General features: G+C 62.7%; 17 protein-coding genes and 1 pseudogene. 9 read left to right on the forward strand and 9 right to left on the reverse strand.

Annotation, left to right across the window (positions count from 1 at the left end; all coding sequences use genetic code 11):
- Nucleotides 1–21: 21 nt before the first annotated feature.
- From nagB to KQ661_RS22830, 4 genes are all read right to left on the reverse strand, one after another.
- Nucleotides 22–1,941 (reverse strand): glucosamine-6-phosphate deaminase, encoded by a 1,920-nt coding sequence (nagB, locus tag KQ661_RS09640; RefSeq protein ID WP_216686294.1) that lies wholly within the window; start codon nt 1,939–1,941, stop codon nt 22–24.
- A 155-nt stretch (nt 1,942–2,096) separates the two neighbouring features.
- Nucleotides 2,097–3,425, reverse strand: a complete 1,329-nt coding sequence (locus KQ661_RS09645; protein ID WP_216686295.1) for a RagB/SusD family nutrient uptake outer membrane protein — start codon at nt 3,423–3,425, stop codon at nt 2,097–2,099.
- A 149-nt stretch (nt 3,426–3,574) separates the two neighbouring features.
- Nucleotides 3,575–3,802, reverse strand: a complete 228-nt coding sequence (locus tag KQ661_RS22825; RefSeq protein ID WP_317196088.1) for a hypothetical protein — start codon at nt 3,800–3,802, stop codon at nt 3,575–3,577.
- Nucleotides 3,803–3,949 carry a hypothetical protein gene (locus KQ661_RS22830; RefSeq protein ID WP_317196089.1) on the reverse strand — a complete coding sequence of 49 codons (147 nt, stop codon included), beginning with the start codon at nt 3,947–3,949 and terminating at the stop codon, nt 3,803–3,805. It abuts the gene before it with no gap.
- Between the two features lie 339 nt (nt 3,950–4,288).
- On the opposite strand from KQ661_RS22830, the pseudogene KQ661_RS09655 reads away from it, so the two are divergent.
- Nucleotides 4,289–4,432: pseudogene (locus KQ661_RS09655) on the forward strand (IS701 family transposase); the annotation flags it as partial.
- Between the two features lie 252 nt (nt 4,433–4,684).
- Here KQ661_RS09655 and KQ661_RS09660 read toward each other — a convergent pair.
- The 3 genes from KQ661_RS09660 to KQ661_RS09670 all read right to left on the reverse strand — a co-directional run bounded on the left by KQ661_RS09660 (nt 4,685) and on the right by KQ661_RS09670 (nt 8,284).
- A complete protein-coding gene (locus tag KQ661_RS09660; RefSeq protein ID WP_216685412.1) occupies nt 4,685–5,797 on the reverse strand; it encodes an IS4 family transposase in 1,113 nt (370 codons plus the stop codon).
- Nucleotides 5,798–5,956: 159 nt separating this feature from the next.
- Nucleotides 5,957–7,771 carry a glycoside hydrolase family 10 protein gene (locus KQ661_RS09665; RefSeq protein ID WP_235726955.1) on the reverse strand — a complete coding sequence of 605 codons (1,815 nt, stop codon included), beginning with the start codon at nt 7,769–7,771 and terminating at the stop codon, nt 5,957–5,959.
- Nucleotides 7,772–7,981: 210 nt separating this feature from the next.
- Entirely contained in the window at nt 7,982–8,284 is a 303-nt protein-coding gene (locus tag KQ661_RS09670) for a hypothetical protein (RefSeq protein ID WP_216686297.1), read from the reverse strand.
- 145 nt (nt 8,285–8,429) lie between these two features.
- On the opposite strand from KQ661_RS09670, the gene KQ661_RS09675 reads away from it, so the two are divergent.
- The 4 genes from KQ661_RS09675 (at nt 8,430) to KQ661_RS09690 (ending at nt 11,832) form a co-directional block, all read left to right on the forward strand.
- Complete coding sequence (locus tag KQ661_RS09675) at nt 8,430–9,278, forward strand: hypothetical protein (RefSeq protein ID WP_216686298.1); 849 nt, start codon at nt 8,430–8,432, stop codon at nt 9,276–9,278.
- A 74-nt stretch (nt 9,279–9,352) separates the two neighbouring features.
- A complete protein-coding gene (locus KQ661_RS09680; protein ID WP_216686299.1) occupies nt 9,353–10,231 on the forward strand; it encodes a rhomboid family intramembrane serine protease in 879 nt (292 codons plus the stop codon).
- Between the two features lie 147 nt (nt 10,232–10,378).
- Complete coding sequence (locus KQ661_RS09685) at nt 10,379–11,392, forward strand: zinc-binding dehydrogenase (protein ID WP_216680436.1); 1,014 nt, start codon at nt 10,379–10,381, stop codon at nt 11,390–11,392.
- A 161-nt stretch (nt 11,393–11,553) separates the two neighbouring features.
- A complete protein-coding gene (locus KQ661_RS09690; protein ID WP_216686300.1) occupies nt 11,554–11,832 on the forward strand; it encodes a hypothetical protein in 279 nt (92 codons plus the stop codon).
- Between the two features lie 53 nt (nt 11,833–11,885).
- Here KQ661_RS09690 and KQ661_RS09695 read toward each other — a convergent pair whose 3' ends face one another.
- Both KQ661_RS09695 and rfaD read right to left on the reverse strand, forming a co-directional pair.
- A complete protein-coding gene (locus KQ661_RS09695) occupies nt 11,886–13,253 on the reverse strand; it encodes an FAD/NAD(P)-binding protein (RefSeq protein WP_216686301.1) in 1,368 nt (455 codons plus the stop codon).
- Nucleotides 13,254–13,341: 88 nt separating this feature from the next.
- Nucleotides 13,342–14,310, reverse strand: coding sequence for an ADP-glyceromanno-heptose 6-epimerase (gene rfaD / locus KQ661_RS09700; protein ID WP_216680439.1), 969 nt, complete (start codon nt 14,308–14,310; stop codon nt 13,342–13,344).
- A gap of 78 nt (nt 14,311–14,388) precedes the next feature.
- On the opposite strand from rfaD, the gene KQ661_RS09705 reads away from it, so the two are divergent.
- From KQ661_RS09705 to lpxB, 4 genes are all read left to right on the forward strand, one after another.
- Nucleotides 14,389–15,270: an ABC transporter substrate-binding protein gene (locus KQ661_RS09705; protein ID WP_216686302.1), complete on the forward strand. Its 882-nt coding sequence runs from the start codon at nt 14,389–14,391 to the stop codon at nt 15,268–15,270.
- A gap of 76 nt (nt 15,271–15,346) precedes the next feature.
- A complete protein-coding gene (locus tag KQ661_RS09710) occupies nt 15,347–16,366 on the forward strand; it encodes a FecCD family ABC transporter permease (protein ID WP_226915791.1) in 1,020 nt (339 codons plus the stop codon).
- A 148-nt stretch (nt 16,367–16,514) separates the two neighbouring features.
- Nucleotides 16,515–16,931, forward strand: a complete 417-nt coding sequence (locus KQ661_RS09715; protein ID WP_216680441.1) for a 6-pyruvoyl trahydropterin synthase family protein — start codon at nt 16,515–16,517, stop codon at nt 16,929–16,931.
- 105 nt (nt 16,932–17,036) lie between these two features.
- Nucleotides 17,037–18,149, forward strand: coding sequence for a lipid-A-disaccharide synthase (gene lpxB, locus KQ661_RS09720; protein ID WP_216680442.1), 1,113 nt, complete (start codon nt 17,037–17,039; stop codon nt 18,147–18,149).
- The last annotated feature ends 19 nt before the right edge of the window (nt 18,150–18,168 follow it).

Raw genomic sequence — 18,168 nt, forward strand, 5'->3', positions numbered from 1 at the left:
TAACGTTGTCGTTCTACTACCTCAGAACTCCCACCGCACAAATGCCTCGATGCCTTCGTATTCCGGCAGGCCCAATTGGTCATAAAGCTTGGCCGTGGTCCGGTTGCGGGCCTCGGCGCGCTGCCAGAACTCGCGCTGGTCGGCCCCGGGAAAAAGGGGGCGGTCCTTCTGGCTCTGGTGCTTAAAGATGGCGCGGCGCTTGCGCGTGAGCTCCTGCGGCGAGAGGGGCACGGCCATCTCAATCTGGTCGATGTCCCATTCCTGCCAGGCCCCGCGGTAGAGCCACACCCAGCAGTCGTCGAGCCAGGCGGTGTCGGAGGCTTTGAGGCGGTGGATGGACTCAAAAATGGCCGCCAGGCATACGCGGTGGGTGCCGTGCGGGTCCGAAAGGTCGCCGGCGGCATAAATCTGCTGGGGCTGGATGCGGTTCAACAGCTCCATGGTGAGGCGGATGTCCTCGTCGCCGAGGGGCTTTTTGCGCACCCGGCCGGTTTCGTAAAACGGTAAATCCTGGAAGTGCACGTTGGCATCGGGAATGCCGGCCAAGCGGCAGGCACTCTTGGCCTCGCCCCGCCGGATGAGGCCCTTTATCTGCTGCACTTCGTCGGAATCGACCTGGCCGGGCTGCTTGTTTTTGAGGAAATCGGCTACGCGATGGTAGAGGTTGTCGGCCGGCTCGCCGGTGGGCAGGTGGAAAGCCTGGTCGTAGTCGGCCACGAAATCGGCGAAGCGAATGGCCTCGTCATCGAACACGGCAATGTTGCCGGAGGTCTGGTAAGCAACGTGCACCTCGTGGCCCTGGTCGACCAGCCGCAGCAGGGTGCCACCCATCGAAATCACGTCATCATCAGGGTGCGGGCTGAAGATGAGGACGCGCTTGGGAAACGGCGCGGCGCGCTCCGGCCGGTAGGTGTCGTCGGCGTTGGGCTTGCCGCCGGGCCAGCCGGTGATGGTGTGCTGCAGCTCGTTGAAAACCCGAATGTTGATGTCGTAGGCCGGCCCGGACTGGGCCAGCAGCTCCGACAGGCCGTTCTCGTTGTAGTCTTCCTCGGTCAGTTTCAGGATGGGCTTGGTCACGGTGCGGGCCAGCCAGGTGATGGCCTTGCGCACCAGGGCGGCATCGTGCCAGTTGCAGGGCAGGCCCAGCAGCCAGGGCGTTTTGCGCGGGGTGAGCTCGGCGCCGGCGGCCTCGTCCAGCACCACTTGCACGGCGGGGTGGCGCTGCAGATAAGTGGCGGGCACGGTGTCGGTTACCTCGCCTTCCACCATGCGCTTCACCACGGCGGCCTTGCCCTCGCCCCAGGCCAGCAGCACGATTTTTCGGGCTTCGAGAATAGTGCCCACGCCCATGGTGAGGGCGCGGCGCGGCACGTTTTCCTCGCCGTAAAAATCGGAAGCCGCGTCGGTGCGCGTGACGTGGTCCAGGGTAATGAGGCGCGTGCGGGAGACCGGACCGGAGCCAGGCTCATTGAAGCCGATGTGGCCGGTGCGCCCGATGCCCAGCAGCTGCAAATCAACCCCGCCGGCTTCGCGAATCTGCTCCTCATAGCGCCGGCAGAACTCGGCCACTTGCTCCGGCGACACAGTCCCGTCGGGTATGTGCACGTTCTCAGGTTTTATATCAACATGGTCGAACAGGTATTCCCGCATAAAGCGCACGTAGCTCTGCAGGGAGTCGGGCGCCATAGGATAATACTCATCGAGGTTGAAGCTGATGACGTTTTGAAAGCTCAGGCCGTCTTCGCGGTGCAGGCGCACCAGCTCCTCGTAAACCCGCGTGGGTGAGGAGCCGGTAGCGAGGCCGAGCACGCAGGGTTGACCTTCGGCGGCGCGGGCGCGGATGAGGTCGGCAATCTGGCCGGCCACGGCGGCCGAAGCCCGCTCCGAATCAGCGTAAACCGTGGTGGCGATGGGGGTGGGGTGGGAATTGGGCGGGCTCATGGGGGCGGGAAAGGATGTGTAGAGACGTTTCCAGTTCCGTACGCTGGCTGGGCAGTAGCCGCGAAGCGGTGCTTCGCGTTTGTACGTCGGTTAGGGTGCTAAGTAGCGCGGGGACGCGAAGCACCGCTTCGCGGTCTACTGCCTGCAGCCTGGCTCTAAATCGCCGGGTCGGCGGGGGTGGAGGGGTTGTTCTCCCGCTCCGTGCGGGGATAGGGGAAGAAATTGCGGTTGCGCTCGGCCCCGGTAGTGCCCGGCGCGGGGCGGCCGAAGCGGCGGCTGTCGGCCAGGCGGAAGCCCTGGAAGGCCAGCTCCACGTAGCGGTTGCGCAGGATGTCGAGGAGCACATCGGCGGGGGTGAGAGGGCCGGCGTAGGCGGGCAGGGCCGCGCCGGGCAGCGCCAGGAGCAGGCCGGTGCTGCTGGTAGCGGCGGCGGCCGTGCTGGTCCGCACCTTGTTCAGCTCAAGCACGGCGTTGGGTACGTCGTTTTTGCGGGCGTAGGCTTCGGCCCGAATCAGGAGCATTTCGTTGGGCACGTACACCGGAATGGGGGCGCTGTTGGCGGTGTAGAAGCCGGTGCCCAGGTTTTGGGTAGTGGTAGGCGGCGGGCTGATGCGCAGCAGGAAGGGCAGGCGCTTGTCGCCGGCTTCGGGTGCGAGCGCGCCGGCCAGGCCCAGGCTGGTGTTAGTAGGCTCGAACACGTTTTTGTTGCCGAACGACGTCTCGAACAGCGGATTGCGGGAGTTGTCGTCGAAGTTGAACACCGAGCGTTTGGTGAGGTCCACGCGGCCGGCGGCGGCCAGGGCCTTGTCGTAGTCACCGGCTTCCAGGCTGTAGCGGGCAATGAGGGCTTGCAGCGTATTGGCAAGGTCGATGCCGGGCACAATCTTGGCGTTGAAATCGGCCGAAACCGGCGTGGCGGCCAGCTGCGTGGCGGCCGCTTCGAGCTGGGCCACGGCGTTGCGCAGTGCATCCACGCGCGGCACAAACGGCGCGCTTTCCTGCGTGGCCAGCGGAATCTGCTCGAAATACTGCGCCAGCGTGCCAATACTCAGCGCCCGGAAAATGCTGGCGTAGGCCACAATGCCGCTGCGGGTGCCCGCGTCCGGGGCGTTGCCCACGTTGGCCAGCACCAGGTTGGCGTTGGATTTCACCAGGTTGGCTTGGGTCCAGATGTTGCGCACCACGCCGTTGCTGTTGGTGAGGCTGCCGGCCCCGAGGCTGAGGTTGTATTCCTCAATATTGCCCACGTTGAGGATGCTGAGCTCGCGGGTGCTCAGCCCGCCGGCCGCCACCGTATTATAGAGCACGCTGAGCAGGCCGCCCGCGCTGTAGCGCGCCTGCAAGCCGTTGCAGAGCGTAATCAGGCCATCGGAGGAAGTGACCACCTGCTGCTGGCTGGCAGTGCTCGGGTTCAGGTATTCTTTGTTGCAGCTACCCAGCGCGAGGGCTGAGAGCAGGGCTGCGAGGGGGAGGATTTTCTTCATGGGGTTGATGAATGCGAAAAGTGGGAGTAACGCCCGCCTGTCATCCTGAGCTTGCGAAGGACCTTATCACGGTTGCAGTCGATTGATTTTACTGCAAATCGTTCGGCGGTGATAAGGTCCTTCGCAAGCTCAGGATGACAGACGGTTGCCTAGAAAGTAGCTGCCAGCTTAACCTGATAAGTGCGCGGAATCGGCACATTGCCAAAGTCAATGGCGCGCAGCAAATCCGACGCGCCGCCGGCGCTGGTTTCGGGGTCGAAGCCGTTGTATTTGTCCCACGAATACAGGTTGCGGCCCACCAGCGACAGGCTCAGCGAGGTGATGAACTTCGTGAAAGTGGGCAGCCCGTAGCTTAGCGCCACCTCGCGCAGCTTCACCTAGGAACCATCATCCACCCGAAATTCCTGGGTGTTGTAGATGGCGAAAATGGAGCCGCGCGGGATGCTGCCGCGCAATTCCTGCTCGGCCAAATTACCGAGGCCCACGCCCTGGCGGGTGCGCTTGTCGGCGTTGAACACGCTCACGCCCTGTACGGCATCGAGCAGCAGGTGCAGGCCCAGCTTTTTGTAGGTGAAGTTGGTGTTGAAGGAGCCCGTCTATTTCGGGTTGGGGTTGCCGATTAGGGTCATTGCACCAAATGCGTAGTTAGCGTTTTCTGGTTGAGCTTAAAAGAAACATGTGTCGATTGCTGAATCGGAAGGCCCTTTCCAGCGCCAGGATTCAGTGAAATGATTTACTGGCTGCTCAAATAGTTACAACAGCCTCCTCACAACTTGCCTTGTTCAAAGTGTGTTATTGGTCAATGCGTTGTGAATATTAGCTCAACTATAGTAACGCTAACTGTGCATTTGGTGCAATGGCCCTACTTCTTTGCCGCCATGTTGGCCTACACCAAACTCGAACTACTCAAGCTCAAGTGCGGCATCGGCCATTTTCGCCTCAAAGCGCAGCTCTATACCGTGGGCTTGAAGGCCATGTACCACCAACTCGGTCAACTCCGTGCGTAACATCAGTAATTGATTTACCAAAAATGCTCACCCGGCCTACCGCATGCGGCGGGCTGGGTGGGCATTGTGTTTAGGTGTCCTGCCATTTACGCCGGCAATTACGCCAGTATCATGTATGTTGAGCCCCGGAGGGGCGACATATCGGTAGCGAATGTGGGCTCCTGAAAAACCCAAGCCCCGTAGGGGCGACACTCGGCGGAAGAGTGTCGCCCCTACGGGGCTTGGGGAATCTCTTTGTAGTTTCTGCTTACTCTACCCTACTATTTTTAGTAATTGATTTTTAGCAAGTTGCCTCGTAATCCAGTTCAGTAGCGTTTCAACCAAGCGGGCCAATGGGTCCTCGGGCAGGGTCAGCGGGCGGGCGAGTTGGCGGAGCAGATTGAGGCCGTGGCGGCTCAGGCTGGCGGCCCGGTAGCCGTGGTTTTTGCGGGCAATGGGCTGGCGGCCGCCGTGGGCGGCCGCGCCCACGCCCAGACAAAACGCGTAGGCCAGGCTGACCAGGGCCACGAGCTTGCGCAGCTTTTGGAAACAGCGCAAGTGGGTGGCTTCCAGGTTAAAGCCCCGCCCTTTCAGATTTTGAAAGCATTGCTCAATCGTCCAGCGCTTGGCATAGAGTTGCGCGAGGTGGTTCAGGCCGGCCGTGGCAAACAGGAAGACAAACGCGTCCGCCGCCACGGCCTTGACCCAGACCTGCCCCCAGACTCCGTCGACCTGCACGTGGGCGAAGCGGCGCACCTGCCCCGGCACCAGGCCCAGGTCGGCCACGGCCTGCCGCCGGCCGTCGGCGTGGGTCAGGCAGTGGTGCTTGGGCAGGCGCATGACAAAATTAAGCCCATTGTCTTTGAGCCACTTGAACCACGCATGGCCGACAAATTCCCGGTCGCCCACGACCAGGCCGATGCGGTCTTTGCCCAGCAAGGCCAGGCACTTTTCGAGCACCGCGATGCGGTCGGCGGCGTTGGAGTTGCCGCTGCGGTTGTCGAGCAGGTGCCAATAAAGGGGCACGTGGACCTCGCCCGTGCCGACGGTGACGAGCAGGATGTTCACCTGGCACTGGCCGAAGTCCCACTCCGTGCGGTCGAGGCATAAGCGCAGCTTGCCCTGCGCAGGCAACAAACTCAGTAAAAGCCTGGCCAACAGTACGTAATTGAGGTCTACTTCGCGGAAAAAGTCCTGAATGCGCGTTTCGTTCGAGGCGGGCTTGGCCGCGTCATTGAGGTGCTGGGCCACCTCGCCGAATTGCACGTTGCGGCTCTTTATCAGGCCAAGAATGAACTGGCCCACAAACTTTTGGCGGGACAAGTGGCCCACAAACGGGGCCTGTTGCAAAAGCGTCGTAATTTTAGCAGCGAAGTGTTGCTTCACGGGGCAGAACGGTTTTTTGGTGGTGTCGTAACCCCAAAGGTCGGGCTGCCCCGTTTTTGTACCTGAAAAATAGTAGGGTAGAGTAGTTTCTGCTACCAATATGTCGCCCCTCCGGGGCTTTGCTTTATCCTTCGCCACCTTTGGCGACACCAATCGTCTTTACCCGCCGCCAAAGAGCCGCGCAAAGAATCCCTTCTTTTTGGCCGGCTTCTCCTTGATTTTTATTTTAGAGAATTGGGCCGAAGCCTCGGGTTTATCGGTCGGAGCGTTGAGGCGGATGGTGGGGCGCGGGGTGGCTAGCGCTGGCTGCGTGGCCACGGCCGGAGAGGCCGGACGGGGGACGCCGCCGGGTGCCTGGCCCACGGCCAGCTCCGCCAGCTGCTGGCCGGTGGTGATGACGCGCATGGGCCGGCTCTCGTTGTGCAGGCGGTCCACGGCGGTCACGTAGTAGGCGTAGGCCTGGCCGGGCACGGCGGTGGTGTCCACGTAGGTGGCGGGGAAGCCGGGGGCGGGGCGGGGCAGCGCCAGAATGCGGCGCGGGTCGTTGGGCGAGCTGGCCTCGGTGGGCTCGAAGCGGTAGAGCACGTAGTAGGTGGCCGCGTCGCCATCGGCGGCGGGCGGGCCACTCTGCCAGTTCAGGGTCACGTAGTGGCTCAGGCGGCGCAGGGTAAGGTTGGCCACGGGCAGGGGCGGGATGGCATCTTTCCAAGGCATGGTGGGCACCAGGGCGGGGTAGCGAAACAGGTCCAGCCGCAGCGAATCGGTGGTGTGGAGCGGGTTGGTGAGCAGCGACTTGGCCGAGAAGAACACGCTGCCCACGGCCTCGCCGTCGGTGGCGCGGTTGGTCCGAATCTGGCGGGGCAGCTCGCGCGGGTTGCGCCAGGTGGTGTCGGAACGGGTGCTTTCCAGCATCCGGTAGGTGCCGTGGCCGATGTAGAGGTGGCGGTCGAAGTGGTTTTTGGCCCACCAGTCCACCAGCACGGGGTAGGGGCAGAGGCGAAAGTTCGAGCTCCAGTACAGCTGCGGCACCACGTAGTCAATCCAGCCCTTCTCCAGCCACAGCCGCGTATCGGCATACAAATTCGAGTAGGACGGCTGCCCGGCCCGCGTGTCGGAGCCCTGCGGGAAATCCTTCGACTTGTTCATCCAAACCCCAAAGGGCGAGATGCCGAATTTCACCCAGCGCTTGGTGGCCTGAATGCTGTCGTGCAGGTCGTGGATGAGGATGTTGACGTTCTGCCGCCGCCAGTCGGCCACCTTCTTCAGGCTGTCGGGGTTAAAATCGCGGAAAGCGGCTTCGTCATGAAACACCTGCCCGGCCTCGGGATAAGGGTAGAAATAATCGTCGAAATGCACCGCGTCGATGTCGTAGCGCCGCACCACGTCCAGAATCACGCGGGTGATGTGGTCGCGCACCGCCGGCAGGCCGGGGTTGTACAAAAGCTGCCCGCTGTAGCGCAGAAACCACTCCGGATGCCGGCGGTAGGGGTGGGTAGCGGCCAGGCGGCGCGTCACCGAATCCATGGTGGCGCGGTAGGGATTGAACCAGGCGTGAAACTCCATGCCGCGCCGGTGCGCCTCGGTGATGAGGAAGGGTAGGGGGTCGTCGCCATCGGCGGGGGCCTTGCCCTGCACACCGGTCAGCCACTTGCTCCAGGGCTCCAGGTCCGACTTATAAAAGGCATCCGACGCGGGCCGGATTTGCACAAACACCGCGTTGAGACCGGCGCGCTGGCCGGCATCGAGCAGGCGGCGGTATTCGCGGCGGTACTGCTCGGGGGCCTCGCCGCGCTGGTTGGGCCAGTCGATGTTGGCCACGGTGGCAATCCACATGCCGCGCAATTCGCGCTTGGGCGGCGGTGGAGTTTCAACGGAGTCGGCCGCCGACTGGGCCAGCGCGGGAACCAGGCCGCTGAGGCCACTCAGCAACGCCATCAACACTAAAAACCGACCAGCGGCGAGGAAAAAACGCATCAAGAAATAATCAGCAGCGGGAATAATTGCCGCAAATTACGCCATTAAAGCGGGTAGGCTGTTTTCTGCTTAATGTGAGAACGGTCATGCCGAGCGGAGCCGAGGCATCTCGCGTATAACAGTGAATTTTTCCTTGCGATTGAATTATTGCCACACGCGAGATGCCTCGGCTGCGCTCGGCATGACCGTTCTATTTTGCTATTTCCATCCTTAAGAGCCGGTCAGCTCGGTATCGGTCATGGGCTGGTCGGGGGTGTCGGGGCGGGTGTCAGGGCCGCCTTCGAGGCCGTTGGTCTGGCTGGCATCGCCATAGTCGCCGCGAATACCGGCCCCGTCGCCCATGTTTTCCTGGGTGCTGCTGGGGATGGTGGTATCCGTGCTGGGCTGCTCGGCGGGAGCCTTGTCGGGCGTGGGGTTCACGGTCGCATCCTGCTCCGCAGCCTGGTCGGGCGTGCTGGTAGTGGGGGCGAAGTCGGGCCGTGGGTCGGTGGGATTCTGCGTGGGGTCGGGCATGGTGAAGGGGAAGGTTGAAGGAGGCGCGGTGGCGGCCTCGCAGCTGGGTTTACGGCCGGCGGCCCGCACGGTTGGGCGCGGCCAATTGCGCGGTGTTTGCCATCTTGCCGCCGGCTTCCCCCTTCAACCCGTTTTCCCGCTGGCCGTGACCAATTCCACCACCGACTTCTACCACCAGAAAACCGACGACGAGCTCCGGTTCTTCGTCGAAAACCCCGACCACTACCAGCCCGACATTGTGGCCGAAGCCCGCCGCGAGCTGCGCCGTCGGGGCGTGGCCTTGCCCCAGCCCGCACTGCTTGCACCGGCCGCCGTGCCCACACCGCCCGCGCGCGGCCTGCAAACCGGCCCCCTGGCGCTGGCTGTGGCCGTGGTAATGGCCCTGAGCCTGGGCGGGCTTTGCTTCATCAAGCAAAAAAATGCCGCTCCGACGGTGGCCATAGTCGAAGCCAGACCCAAAGCGCCACCTCGCCTCACGGAAGTAGCCACCTCCACCATTCCCGATTTTGGCCCGGCCGTAACGTCCAGCGTCCAGCGGCAGGTGCAGCGCATTCCGGCTACCGAGCGCGCCGCCGCCGCCCAGGAAGCCATGCCCCTGCGCCAGTACCGCGAGCTGGCCAAGCGCTTTTGGACAGCTGAAACCCAGACCGAATTTGTGATGAACCAGGTCCGGCAGGGTCAGCTCGATGCCGCTCTGCCGGGCCACATCCAAGCGGTGGGGGCCACCTGGGAGCAGTGGAACAAGGCCCTGCACTATAGCTATAAATTCGGCCCTGCCATGGCCGCTCACCTCGATATTATGACCCGTGTGGCCCAACAGCAGCAGGAAGGTCTGGGCGACCTGCAGATTGTGGCCAATAACCCCCAGCGCTACGAAAACGACCAAACCCGCAAGCGCGCCGCCGATGTGAGCGACCTGCTCTCGGGCCTGCTGCCGAAATCGCCGGTCACGGGCCAGCCGTATAATACCCTTGTGCGCCGGGTGCGGCTGTAAGCAGCCCATTCCCAACATCTGGCAAATTGGCCGGTTGGGCAAGGTGGCGCACTCCTTGCCGCGTCCGGTTTTCCATGGAATCATCGCCCCCCGACCACGCTCCCGGCTCCACGGCCGCGCTTGCCGCCCAGCTTTTCGCCCAAAAGCCCGAGGCCGAGCTGCTGTACTTGGCTCAGAACGCCATTCGCTACCCGCCCGCCGTGGGGGCCGCCGCCGTGGCCGAGCTCAACCGGCGCGGCCTGCTGCCCGATACCGCGCGCCCCGCGCCACCCCCGCCGCCCACCGAAACCGAGGCCGAAACCTGGCCGCAGCTCCTAGGGCAATTGCTGCGCGGGCTGCTCATTCCCTCGCGCCGCTTCCTGGCCACGCCGCTGCTTATCGATGCCTGTCTGCTGGTGTTCGGCCTGATGGTGCTCAGCGGCGTGTCGGCCTCCGACCCCACCGCATCGCAGCTCGTGCGCTGGGGTTCCAATGTCACCGACTTCACGCTGCACGGCCAGCCCTGGCGGCTGCTCACCTACATGTTTGTGCACGCCGGCCTGTCGCATTTGCTGCTGAATATCCTCTCGCTCTGGCTGCTGGGTCTGCTGATTGAAGACCGGGTTGGGCCGCTGCGCCTGCTGCTGGTGTACCTGGCCTGCGGCGTGGGCGGCGGCCTGGCCAGCCTGTGGTGGAACGCAAGTATTAACTCGGTGGGAGCCAGCGGGGCCATTTTTGGCCTCTACGGCCTGCTGCTGGCGCTCCTGCTTGGCAAAAAGCTGGTACTCGATAAGTCCGACCGCCGCGCCATGCTGGGCTTGGTCCTGTACCTGGTGCTCAGCAACCTGCTTTCCGGCCTCACCGGCAACATTGATAACGCGGCCCACCTCGGCGGGCTGGCCACGGGCTTGTTTATTGCCGGTCCCTTGGCATTTATTGGGTTGAAGGGCGGGGAGCATGTCGGGGCAGCGTAATTTATGGCATCATAACGTCATGCTGAGCGCAGCCGAAGCATCTCTACCGCTTCGTTGCAACGATTGGATTACTTGTGCGGTAGAGATGCTTCGACTGCGCTCAGCATGACGTTCTTTCACTCACCACTCACCACTCACCACTCACCCATGCAAGCTCTCCAGCTCGATGCCATTAACCAGCCCGCCGTCCTTCGCGACGTGCCCATGCCCACGCCTGGCCCCGGCGAAATCCTGGTGAAACTATACGCCGCTGCCCTCAACCACCGCGACGTATTCATTCAGCAGGGCAAGTATGCCGGCATCAGGCTGCCCTGCACCCTGGGGGCCGATGGAGCCGGCGAAGTAGCCGCCCACGGCCCCGACGTGCCCGCCGATGCCCCGGCCGTGGGGACCCGTGTGCTCATCAACCCCGGTTTGCGCTGGGGTGATAACCCGCGCGTGCAGGCCAAAGATTTTGTGGTGCTCGGCATGCCCGACCCCGGCACGTTTGCCGAATACATTGCCCTACCCGCCCAGTGCATCCGGCCGCTGCCGGCGCACCTCAGCTTCGCGGAGGGCGCGGCCCTGCCGCTGGCCGGCCTCACGGCTTACCGGGCGGCCTTCACCCGCGCCCAGGTGCAGCCCGGCGAGCGCGTGCTGGTGACGGGCGTGGGCGGCGGCGTGGCCATTACGGCCGTGCAGCTGTGCGTGGCCCGCGGTGCCCAAGTGTGGGTAACGTCCAGCTCCGAAGAAAAAATAGACCGCGCCAAGGCGGAGGGGGCCAAAGGCGGTATCAGCTACAACGCCGAAAACTGGGTGAAAAGCCTCACCCAGCAGGCTGGCGGGGCGTTCGATGTCATCATCGACAGTGCCGGGGGGGATGCCTTTGGGGCCCTGCTCGACGCCGCCGCGCCGGGTGGCCGCATCGTGTTTTTTGGGGGCACGCTGGGCAATATCACAGATATTCCGCCCGCTAAGGTGTTCTGGAAACAGCTCAGCCTGCTGGGCTCCACGATGGGCACGGAGCAGGATTTTGAGGCCATGCTGGCCCTCGTAACCGAGAAAAAGATTGTGCCCGTGGTCGATGAGGTGTTCACCTTGGCTAATGGCGAAGTGGCCCTGCGCCACCTCGACGCGGGCGCGCAATTTGGTAAAGTAGTGCTGGAAATCGCCCAGGAATAGCGTTGAATAACTGTGCAAAGCGCCGCTGAAATCCCTTGCGTTTCAGCGGCGCTTTTGCTTGCGAGAAAAGCGGTATAATCCTGCTTTTTTGGAATGAAAACGACGTTTTTAGGGTTTGTAAAGTACGCTGTCAGACGACTTAAAAACAGCAGTTTGTTGCCATGAAATCCGCCGCCGGATACCTCGAAAACCAAATGTTTGAAGCCCGCCGCCCGCGCCGCGAATTGCAGCCCGTGGTAGCCTATTCGGCCGCCCTGCAAGCCATTGAGCAGGCCGTGGCCGATGCCGAGAAATACCGCTACCTGCTGATGCGCGCCCTGCGTCACCACGACCTCGATACGGCCATAGTGCCGGCAGTGGCTTCCGCCGCCCCATCCTTCTTCGCCGATGAAGCCACGGTGCTGCCACTCTACCCCGGCCAGAAGCGCATGGCCGCCTAACCTCACGGCAATCCTTATTCAAAGCCCCCGAAATGTTGTTTCGAGGGGCTTTTTTATTGCGCCATATGCGCCGCCAGCGCCGCCGCCTGCTGCCGCAACTCCGGCACGGCCGTCGATTCAAAATAAGCCGGCCGGCGGCTGGGCCCGAGCGTGAACAGGCTCGGCGAAGCCCCGCCATCAGCCCCCAGCAGAGCACCGTGGGCATCGGTGAGCAGGCCCAGGTGCAACGGGTCGGGGGTGAGGTCGCCGGCCGTGCGCAGGCTCACCACCAGCGGGTCGGTGATGCGGGCGTAGTTCAGTAGTGGACCCGCGCAACTGATGACGTGGTCGGCGGTGCGCCAGCAGGTATTGAGGCCATGCGTTCGCATGCCCACGCGCAGCTGCTGGCCGTGCGGCAGTATTTCGCGCACCGTGCCAATGTGCAGCTGCACCAGCCCGGCAGCCGTGAGGGCGGCCACCGCCTCCGCATTCCGGGGCGGACTGCGGTGCCGCGCCACGGCCCAAAAACTTGCCAGGTGCTGCAAAAACCGGCGCTGCTCTGCCAGCGGCCACGCGGCCCAGATACGGCCTAAATCGGGCCGGAGTGAATCCAGCACCGGCCGCCAGTCGAGGCCCTGCGCGGCGGCAGCTTTCAGGTGCCGCTTATACACGGCCACTACGCCCGTCACGGTGGTTTCGGGGGCCAGCTCGGGGTAGAAGGTGGGATAGGCGGCCGTGACCGGGCCGTGGGCCGAGGGCCAGCGGCCGTGCCGGGCCACCACGGTGATGGGGGCGCGGTGGCCATCCTGGCGCAGGGCCAGCAGCACATCTACCGCCGTCAGGCCTGAGCCAATGAGCAGCACGTCCTCATCGGGGCCGATGCGGCGCAGGTTGCCCACGGCCCACGGGTCGGCGTGGTAGCCGGGGTGGTGCAGGTAGCACTGGTCGGGGCCGGTGGGCGGCGGCGGCGGGAAGTTGCCCAGTGCCAGCACCACCGCATCACTGCGGATTGTGGTGCCGTCGGCCAGGTGCACGGCGCGGCGGCCATCGGGGAGGAGCGGGGCGGCCACGGCGCGGGTGTGGTGCCAGTGCACGGCCGCCGTGGCCAATTCCTTCGCCAGCTCATCGCGCAGGTAGCGGCCATAAGCGGCGCGGGAGGCAAACTCGGGAACACCGGCGGCGCTTTCGGGCTGGGTTTTCAGCCAGTCGGCAAAGTGATTTGGTTCGTCCGGGTACAGGCTTAGGCCGCCGGAGCGCACGTTGAGCAGGTATTCGGGGCGGCGGGCGGTGTAGGCCAGGCCGGGGCCGGGCACCTCGCGCGGCTCGATAATATGGATTTCGGCCGCTGCCAATGCCGGCTGCCGCCGCAGCTGCAGCACCAGCGCCGTGCCCGCGAAGCCGCCGCCCACAACGGTAATAACGGGACGAGCAAGTTTGGGCACGGGCGGTAAGGAATTAAACTGAGGAGAACAAAAAGAACCGTCATGCTTCGGCTGCGTTCAGCATGACGTTCTCAAAAAAAAGTCCGCGCTACATGTATCGCCCAGGCACGAGGTAATTCTGCACGTAATCGGCAATACCGTCTTCCAGGCGCGTAAACGGCTGGTCGTAGCCGATGCTCTGGAGCTTGCTCATGTCGGCCTCGGTGAAGTACTGGTATTTGTCGCGGATATCCTCCGGCGTGTCCCGGAACTGGATATCGGCCGTGCGGCCCAGGGCGTTAAAGGTATTCAGGGCCAAATCCAGGAAGGTGCGGGCCTGGCCGCTGCCCAGGTTGTAGATGCCGGAGTGCAAGCGGTGGTTCAGCAGGAAAAAGCACACTTCCACCACGTCCTTCACGTACACGAAATCGCGCATCTGGCCGCCGTCGGTGTAGTCGGGGTTGTGCGATTTGAACAGCATCATCGAGCCCGACTGCTGAATCTGATGGAAGGCGTGCAGAATGACCGAGGCCATACGGCCCTTGTGGTACTCGTTGGGGCCGTACACGTTGAAAAACTTCAGACCCGCCCAGAAATATGGCTTTTCTTCCTGTGCCAACGCCCAGTTGTCGAAGTCGTTTTTCGAGTCGCCGTAGGGGTTCAGCGGACGGTAGAGGGGGAACAGCGCTTCATCCTTATCGGTGTAGCCGAGGATGCCATCGCCGTAGGTGGCGGCCGACGAAGCATACACCAGCGGCAAGTTATACTTCACGCAGGCCAGCCACATCTGTTTGGAATAGTTCAGGTTGAGCACGTCGAACACGGCCGGGTCCATCTCGGCGGTATCGGTGCGGGCTCCGAGGTGGAAAATGAATTCTACCTGCTCGTGATTGGCATCGAGCCAGTCGAAAAACGTTTCGCGGTCCACGTATTCGCGCAGCTTTTTGCCTTCGATGTTGGGCAGCTTCTTTGCGATGGAAAAATTATCCACCACAACGATGTCGTTGAAATTGGCGGCGTTGAGGCGGGAAACTAGGCAGCTGGCGATGAAGCCGGCCGCGCCGGTGACTACTATCATGGGAGCGGAAATTGAAGCGAGGTGGGCAAAGGTATACCGGCGCGCGGGGCCGTGGGGCTCCCCGCCTACCTTTGCGCTATGCGTGTTCTGTTGCTGCTTTTACCCCTGGCCCTGCTACTGGGTTGCCAATCCGAGGCCGGAAAAACGGGCACCGTGCAAGTGCACGACGGCCTGGGCCGCGCCCTCACCCTGCCTGCCCACCCGCGCCGCGTGCTGGCCCTGGCCCCCAGCATGACCGAAATCCTGTTCGCCGTGGCCGATACCGCCACCATCGTGGGCCGCGTGCCGCAGGATGATTTCCCCGCCGCCGTCTACCGCAAGCCCGTGGTGAACAACTACCCGCTCGATATGGAAAAGCTGGTGCTGCTGAAGCCCGACGTGGTTTTCACCGTCGAAGGCATTACCTCCGTCGATGATGCCAAACGCCTCCAGGACCTGGGCATTCCGGTCTATTTCCAGCGCTATCGTACGGTTGAGGACGTATTCAAGGGCATTGATGAAGTGGGCCGGCTGCTGGGCCGCGAAGTGCAGAGCAAGCATCTCACGGATTCGCTTCGGCAGCAGCTCGCGCAGCTCAGCCACTCCGGTACGCAGCCGCTCCGTCAGTCGCCCAAAGTGCTGGCCATTACCTGGCCCGACCCCATTTACAGCTACGGCCAGAACACGCTCTTTACCGATGAGATTCGCCTGGCCAGCGGCCAGAATGCCGTCACCGAAACCTTCCCGCAGCCCTACCCGGCCCTCACCCGCGAGTACGTGCTCAAGCTGAACCCCGACGTGCTGCTCGGCGGCAGCTTCGGGAAGCTGGACAGCACCTTTTTCAAAAACTACCCCGAGCTCAAGCGCATCAATGCCTACCAGAACCGGCGGGTGTATGCCATCACCGGCAACCTGCTGGAGCGGCCGGGCCCCCGGGTGCTGGAGTCGGTGCGCGAGCTGCTTGGATTAATTAAAAATTGAGAATTAAAAAGTAAAAATGGTCGGCCGACCAACGCGCTATGTCACTCATTTTTAGTTTTTAACTATTAATTTTTAATTGAAATCCTCTCACCCCCTGCTCTGGCTATCTCTAGGTTTGGTCCTGATGCTGGCCCTGCTGGTGCTGGGCCTGCGTGTGGGCAGCTACGATACCTCGTATGCTTTCATTCTGAAGACTTTCCAGCACTACAACCCCGCCGACCCGGCCCAACTGGTGCTGGTGCAGCTGCGGCTGCCGCGCCTGCTGTTGGCGCTGCTGGCCGGCGCCAGCCTAGCCGTGAGCGGCTACCTCCTCCAAACCCTGGTCACCAACCCGCTGGCCGACCCCTACCTGCTGGGTACGGCCTCGGGGGCTTCGCTGGGGGCCATTGCGACGTATGTGCTGGTGCCTTCGCTCACATTTATGGGCGTGTATTTGCCGCCGCTGGCCGCACTGGCCGGGGCGTTTGGGGCCACGCTGCTGGTGGTGGCGCTGGGCACCCGGCGCGGCAAGATTCTGCCGGCCCCGCTGCTGCTGGCGGGCGTGGCCGTGGGGGCGCTGGCGGCGGCGCTGGGCAGCCTGCTCACCTTCCTGGCCTCGCCCGAGGGCAGCTTGCGGAGCGTGGTGTTTTGGGCCTTTGGCAGCTTCGAGCGGGCGGGGTGGGAGGTATTGCCGTATCCGGCGGCGGCGCTGGGCATCAGCCTGTTGCTGCTGGTCTTCCTGCAAAAAGACCTCAACCTGCTGCTGCTGGGCGAGGAGCGCGCCGCCGCCCTGGGCCTGCCCGTGGCCCGGCGGCGCTGGCTGCTGGTGCTGCTGGCGGCCGGCCTCACGGGCGGGGTGGTGGCGCTGTGCGGGCCGGTGGGCTTTGTGGGCCTGCTCGTGCCGCATCTCACGCGGGGGCTGCTGGGCACCACGGGCCGCTACAATCTGGTGGTGTGCGCGGTGCTGGGCGGAGCCTTTTTGCTGGCCTGCGACCTGCTGGCCCGGTTGCTCTACCCACCGGCCGGGCTGCCGGTGGGCTTGGTCACGGCCCTGTTCGGGGTACCCTTCTTCGTATATTTGCTGCGAAGAAAGGGACTTGGGAACTTGGGAACTTAGGGACTTGGGAGCTTCGGGGCTTCGGGATTTGGTTTTGGAATAGCAGGCTCAATCATTAGCCGATTATCTCAGCTAAGCCCCGTCGCTCCAAGCCCCCTGGTTCTCAGGCTTCCAGGTCCCCAGGTCCCCAAGTCCCTAAGTCCCTAAAATGATATATATCAGCCGCCAGGAACATTTCAACGCCGCCCACAAGCTCAACAACCCCAAATGGAGCGAGGAGCGCAACCGCGAAGTGTTCGGCCCCTGTGCCAATACCAATTGGCACGGCCACAACTACGACCTCATCGTGACGGTGAAGGGCGAGCCCGACCCCGAAACCGGCTTCGTGGTCGATTTGAAAGCCTTGTCCGACCTGCTGCGCATCCACATCACCGACCAGGTCGACCACAAAAACCTCAACCTCGACGTGCCCTTCATGGCCGGCCAGATGGCCAGCACCGAGAATCTGGCCATTGCCTTCTGGCAAATTATCGAGCGCGAGCTGCCCGCCATTACCTCGGCCCGTCTGCACTGCGTGAAACTTTACGAAACGCCGCGCAACTTCGTGGAATACTACGGGGCTTAATTATAAATTTTGAATTATGAATTATAAATTATGAAGTGCTGATTTTCAGAAGAATAAACCCGGCTCAATTCATAATTCACAATTCATAATTTATAATTCCAACAAATGAAATACTACTTGATAGCCGGCGAACGGTCGGGCGATTTTCATGCTGCCAACCTCATGCACGAGCTGCGCCAGCAGGATGCCGAGGCTCAGTTCCGCTACTGGGGCGGCGACATGATGCAGGCCGAAGGCGGCGAGCTCGTACGCCACTACCAGGACCTGGCCATTATGGGCTTCCTGGAAGCGGCTACCAGCATTCTCAAGTTTCGCGGCTACCTCAAGCAGTGCCAGCAGGACTTGCTGGTATATAAGCCCGATGTCCTGATTCTGGTGGACTACGCCGGTTTCAACCTGCGCATGGCCAAAATTGCCAAAGACAAGGGCATCAAGGTGTTCTACTACATCTCGCCCAAAATATGGGCCTGGAACCAGGGCCGCGTCGAGCAGGTGAAGGCCCGGGTAGACAAGATGTTCGTCATTCTGCCCTTCGAAACAGAGTTTTACCAGAAATTCAACTACCTCGTCGACTACCCCGGTAATCCCACGGCCGATGCCGTGGCCGAGTTTCAGCCCACCACCGACTTCTACGAGCGCAACCGCCTGGAGCCCGACAAGCCCATTATTGCCGTGCTGCCGGGCTCGCGCAAGCAGGAAATCGAGGAGATGCTGCACGAGATGATTGCCATTCTGCCGGGTTTTCAGGAGTATCAGTTCGTGGTGGCCGGCGTCACCAACCTCGACGCTAACTACTACAAGCATTTCCATCGCAACGGCATCCGGTTCGTATTCGACCAAACCTTCGACCTGCTCAGCCACGCCACGGCGGCCCTCGTCACCAGCGGCACGGCCACGCTCGAAACCGCCCTCTTCGATGTGCCCCAGATTGTGTGCTACCGCACCAGCTCGCTGAGCTATGCCATCGGCAAGATGGTTATCAAGGTGCCCTACATTTCGCTGGTGAACCTCATTGCCGGCCGTGAGGTGGTGCGCGAGCTGATTCAGGGCGATTTCACGGCCCGCAACCTGCTCGATGAGCTGCGCACGCTGCTCACCGACGCCCCCTACTTGGCCCGCATGAAAGCCGGCTACGCCGAGCTGCGCGAAAAGCTGGGCCAGCACCAGGCCGCCAAAAAAACCGCCGAGCTGATGGTGGGCTACCTGCGCGGCAACTAGCAAACCGCCGAGCTGTTGG

Source organism: Hymenobacter siberiensis (assembly GCF_018967845.1).
Lineage (GTDB): Bacteria > Bacteroidota > Bacteroidia > Cytophagales > Hymenobacteraceae > Hymenobacter > Hymenobacter siberiensis.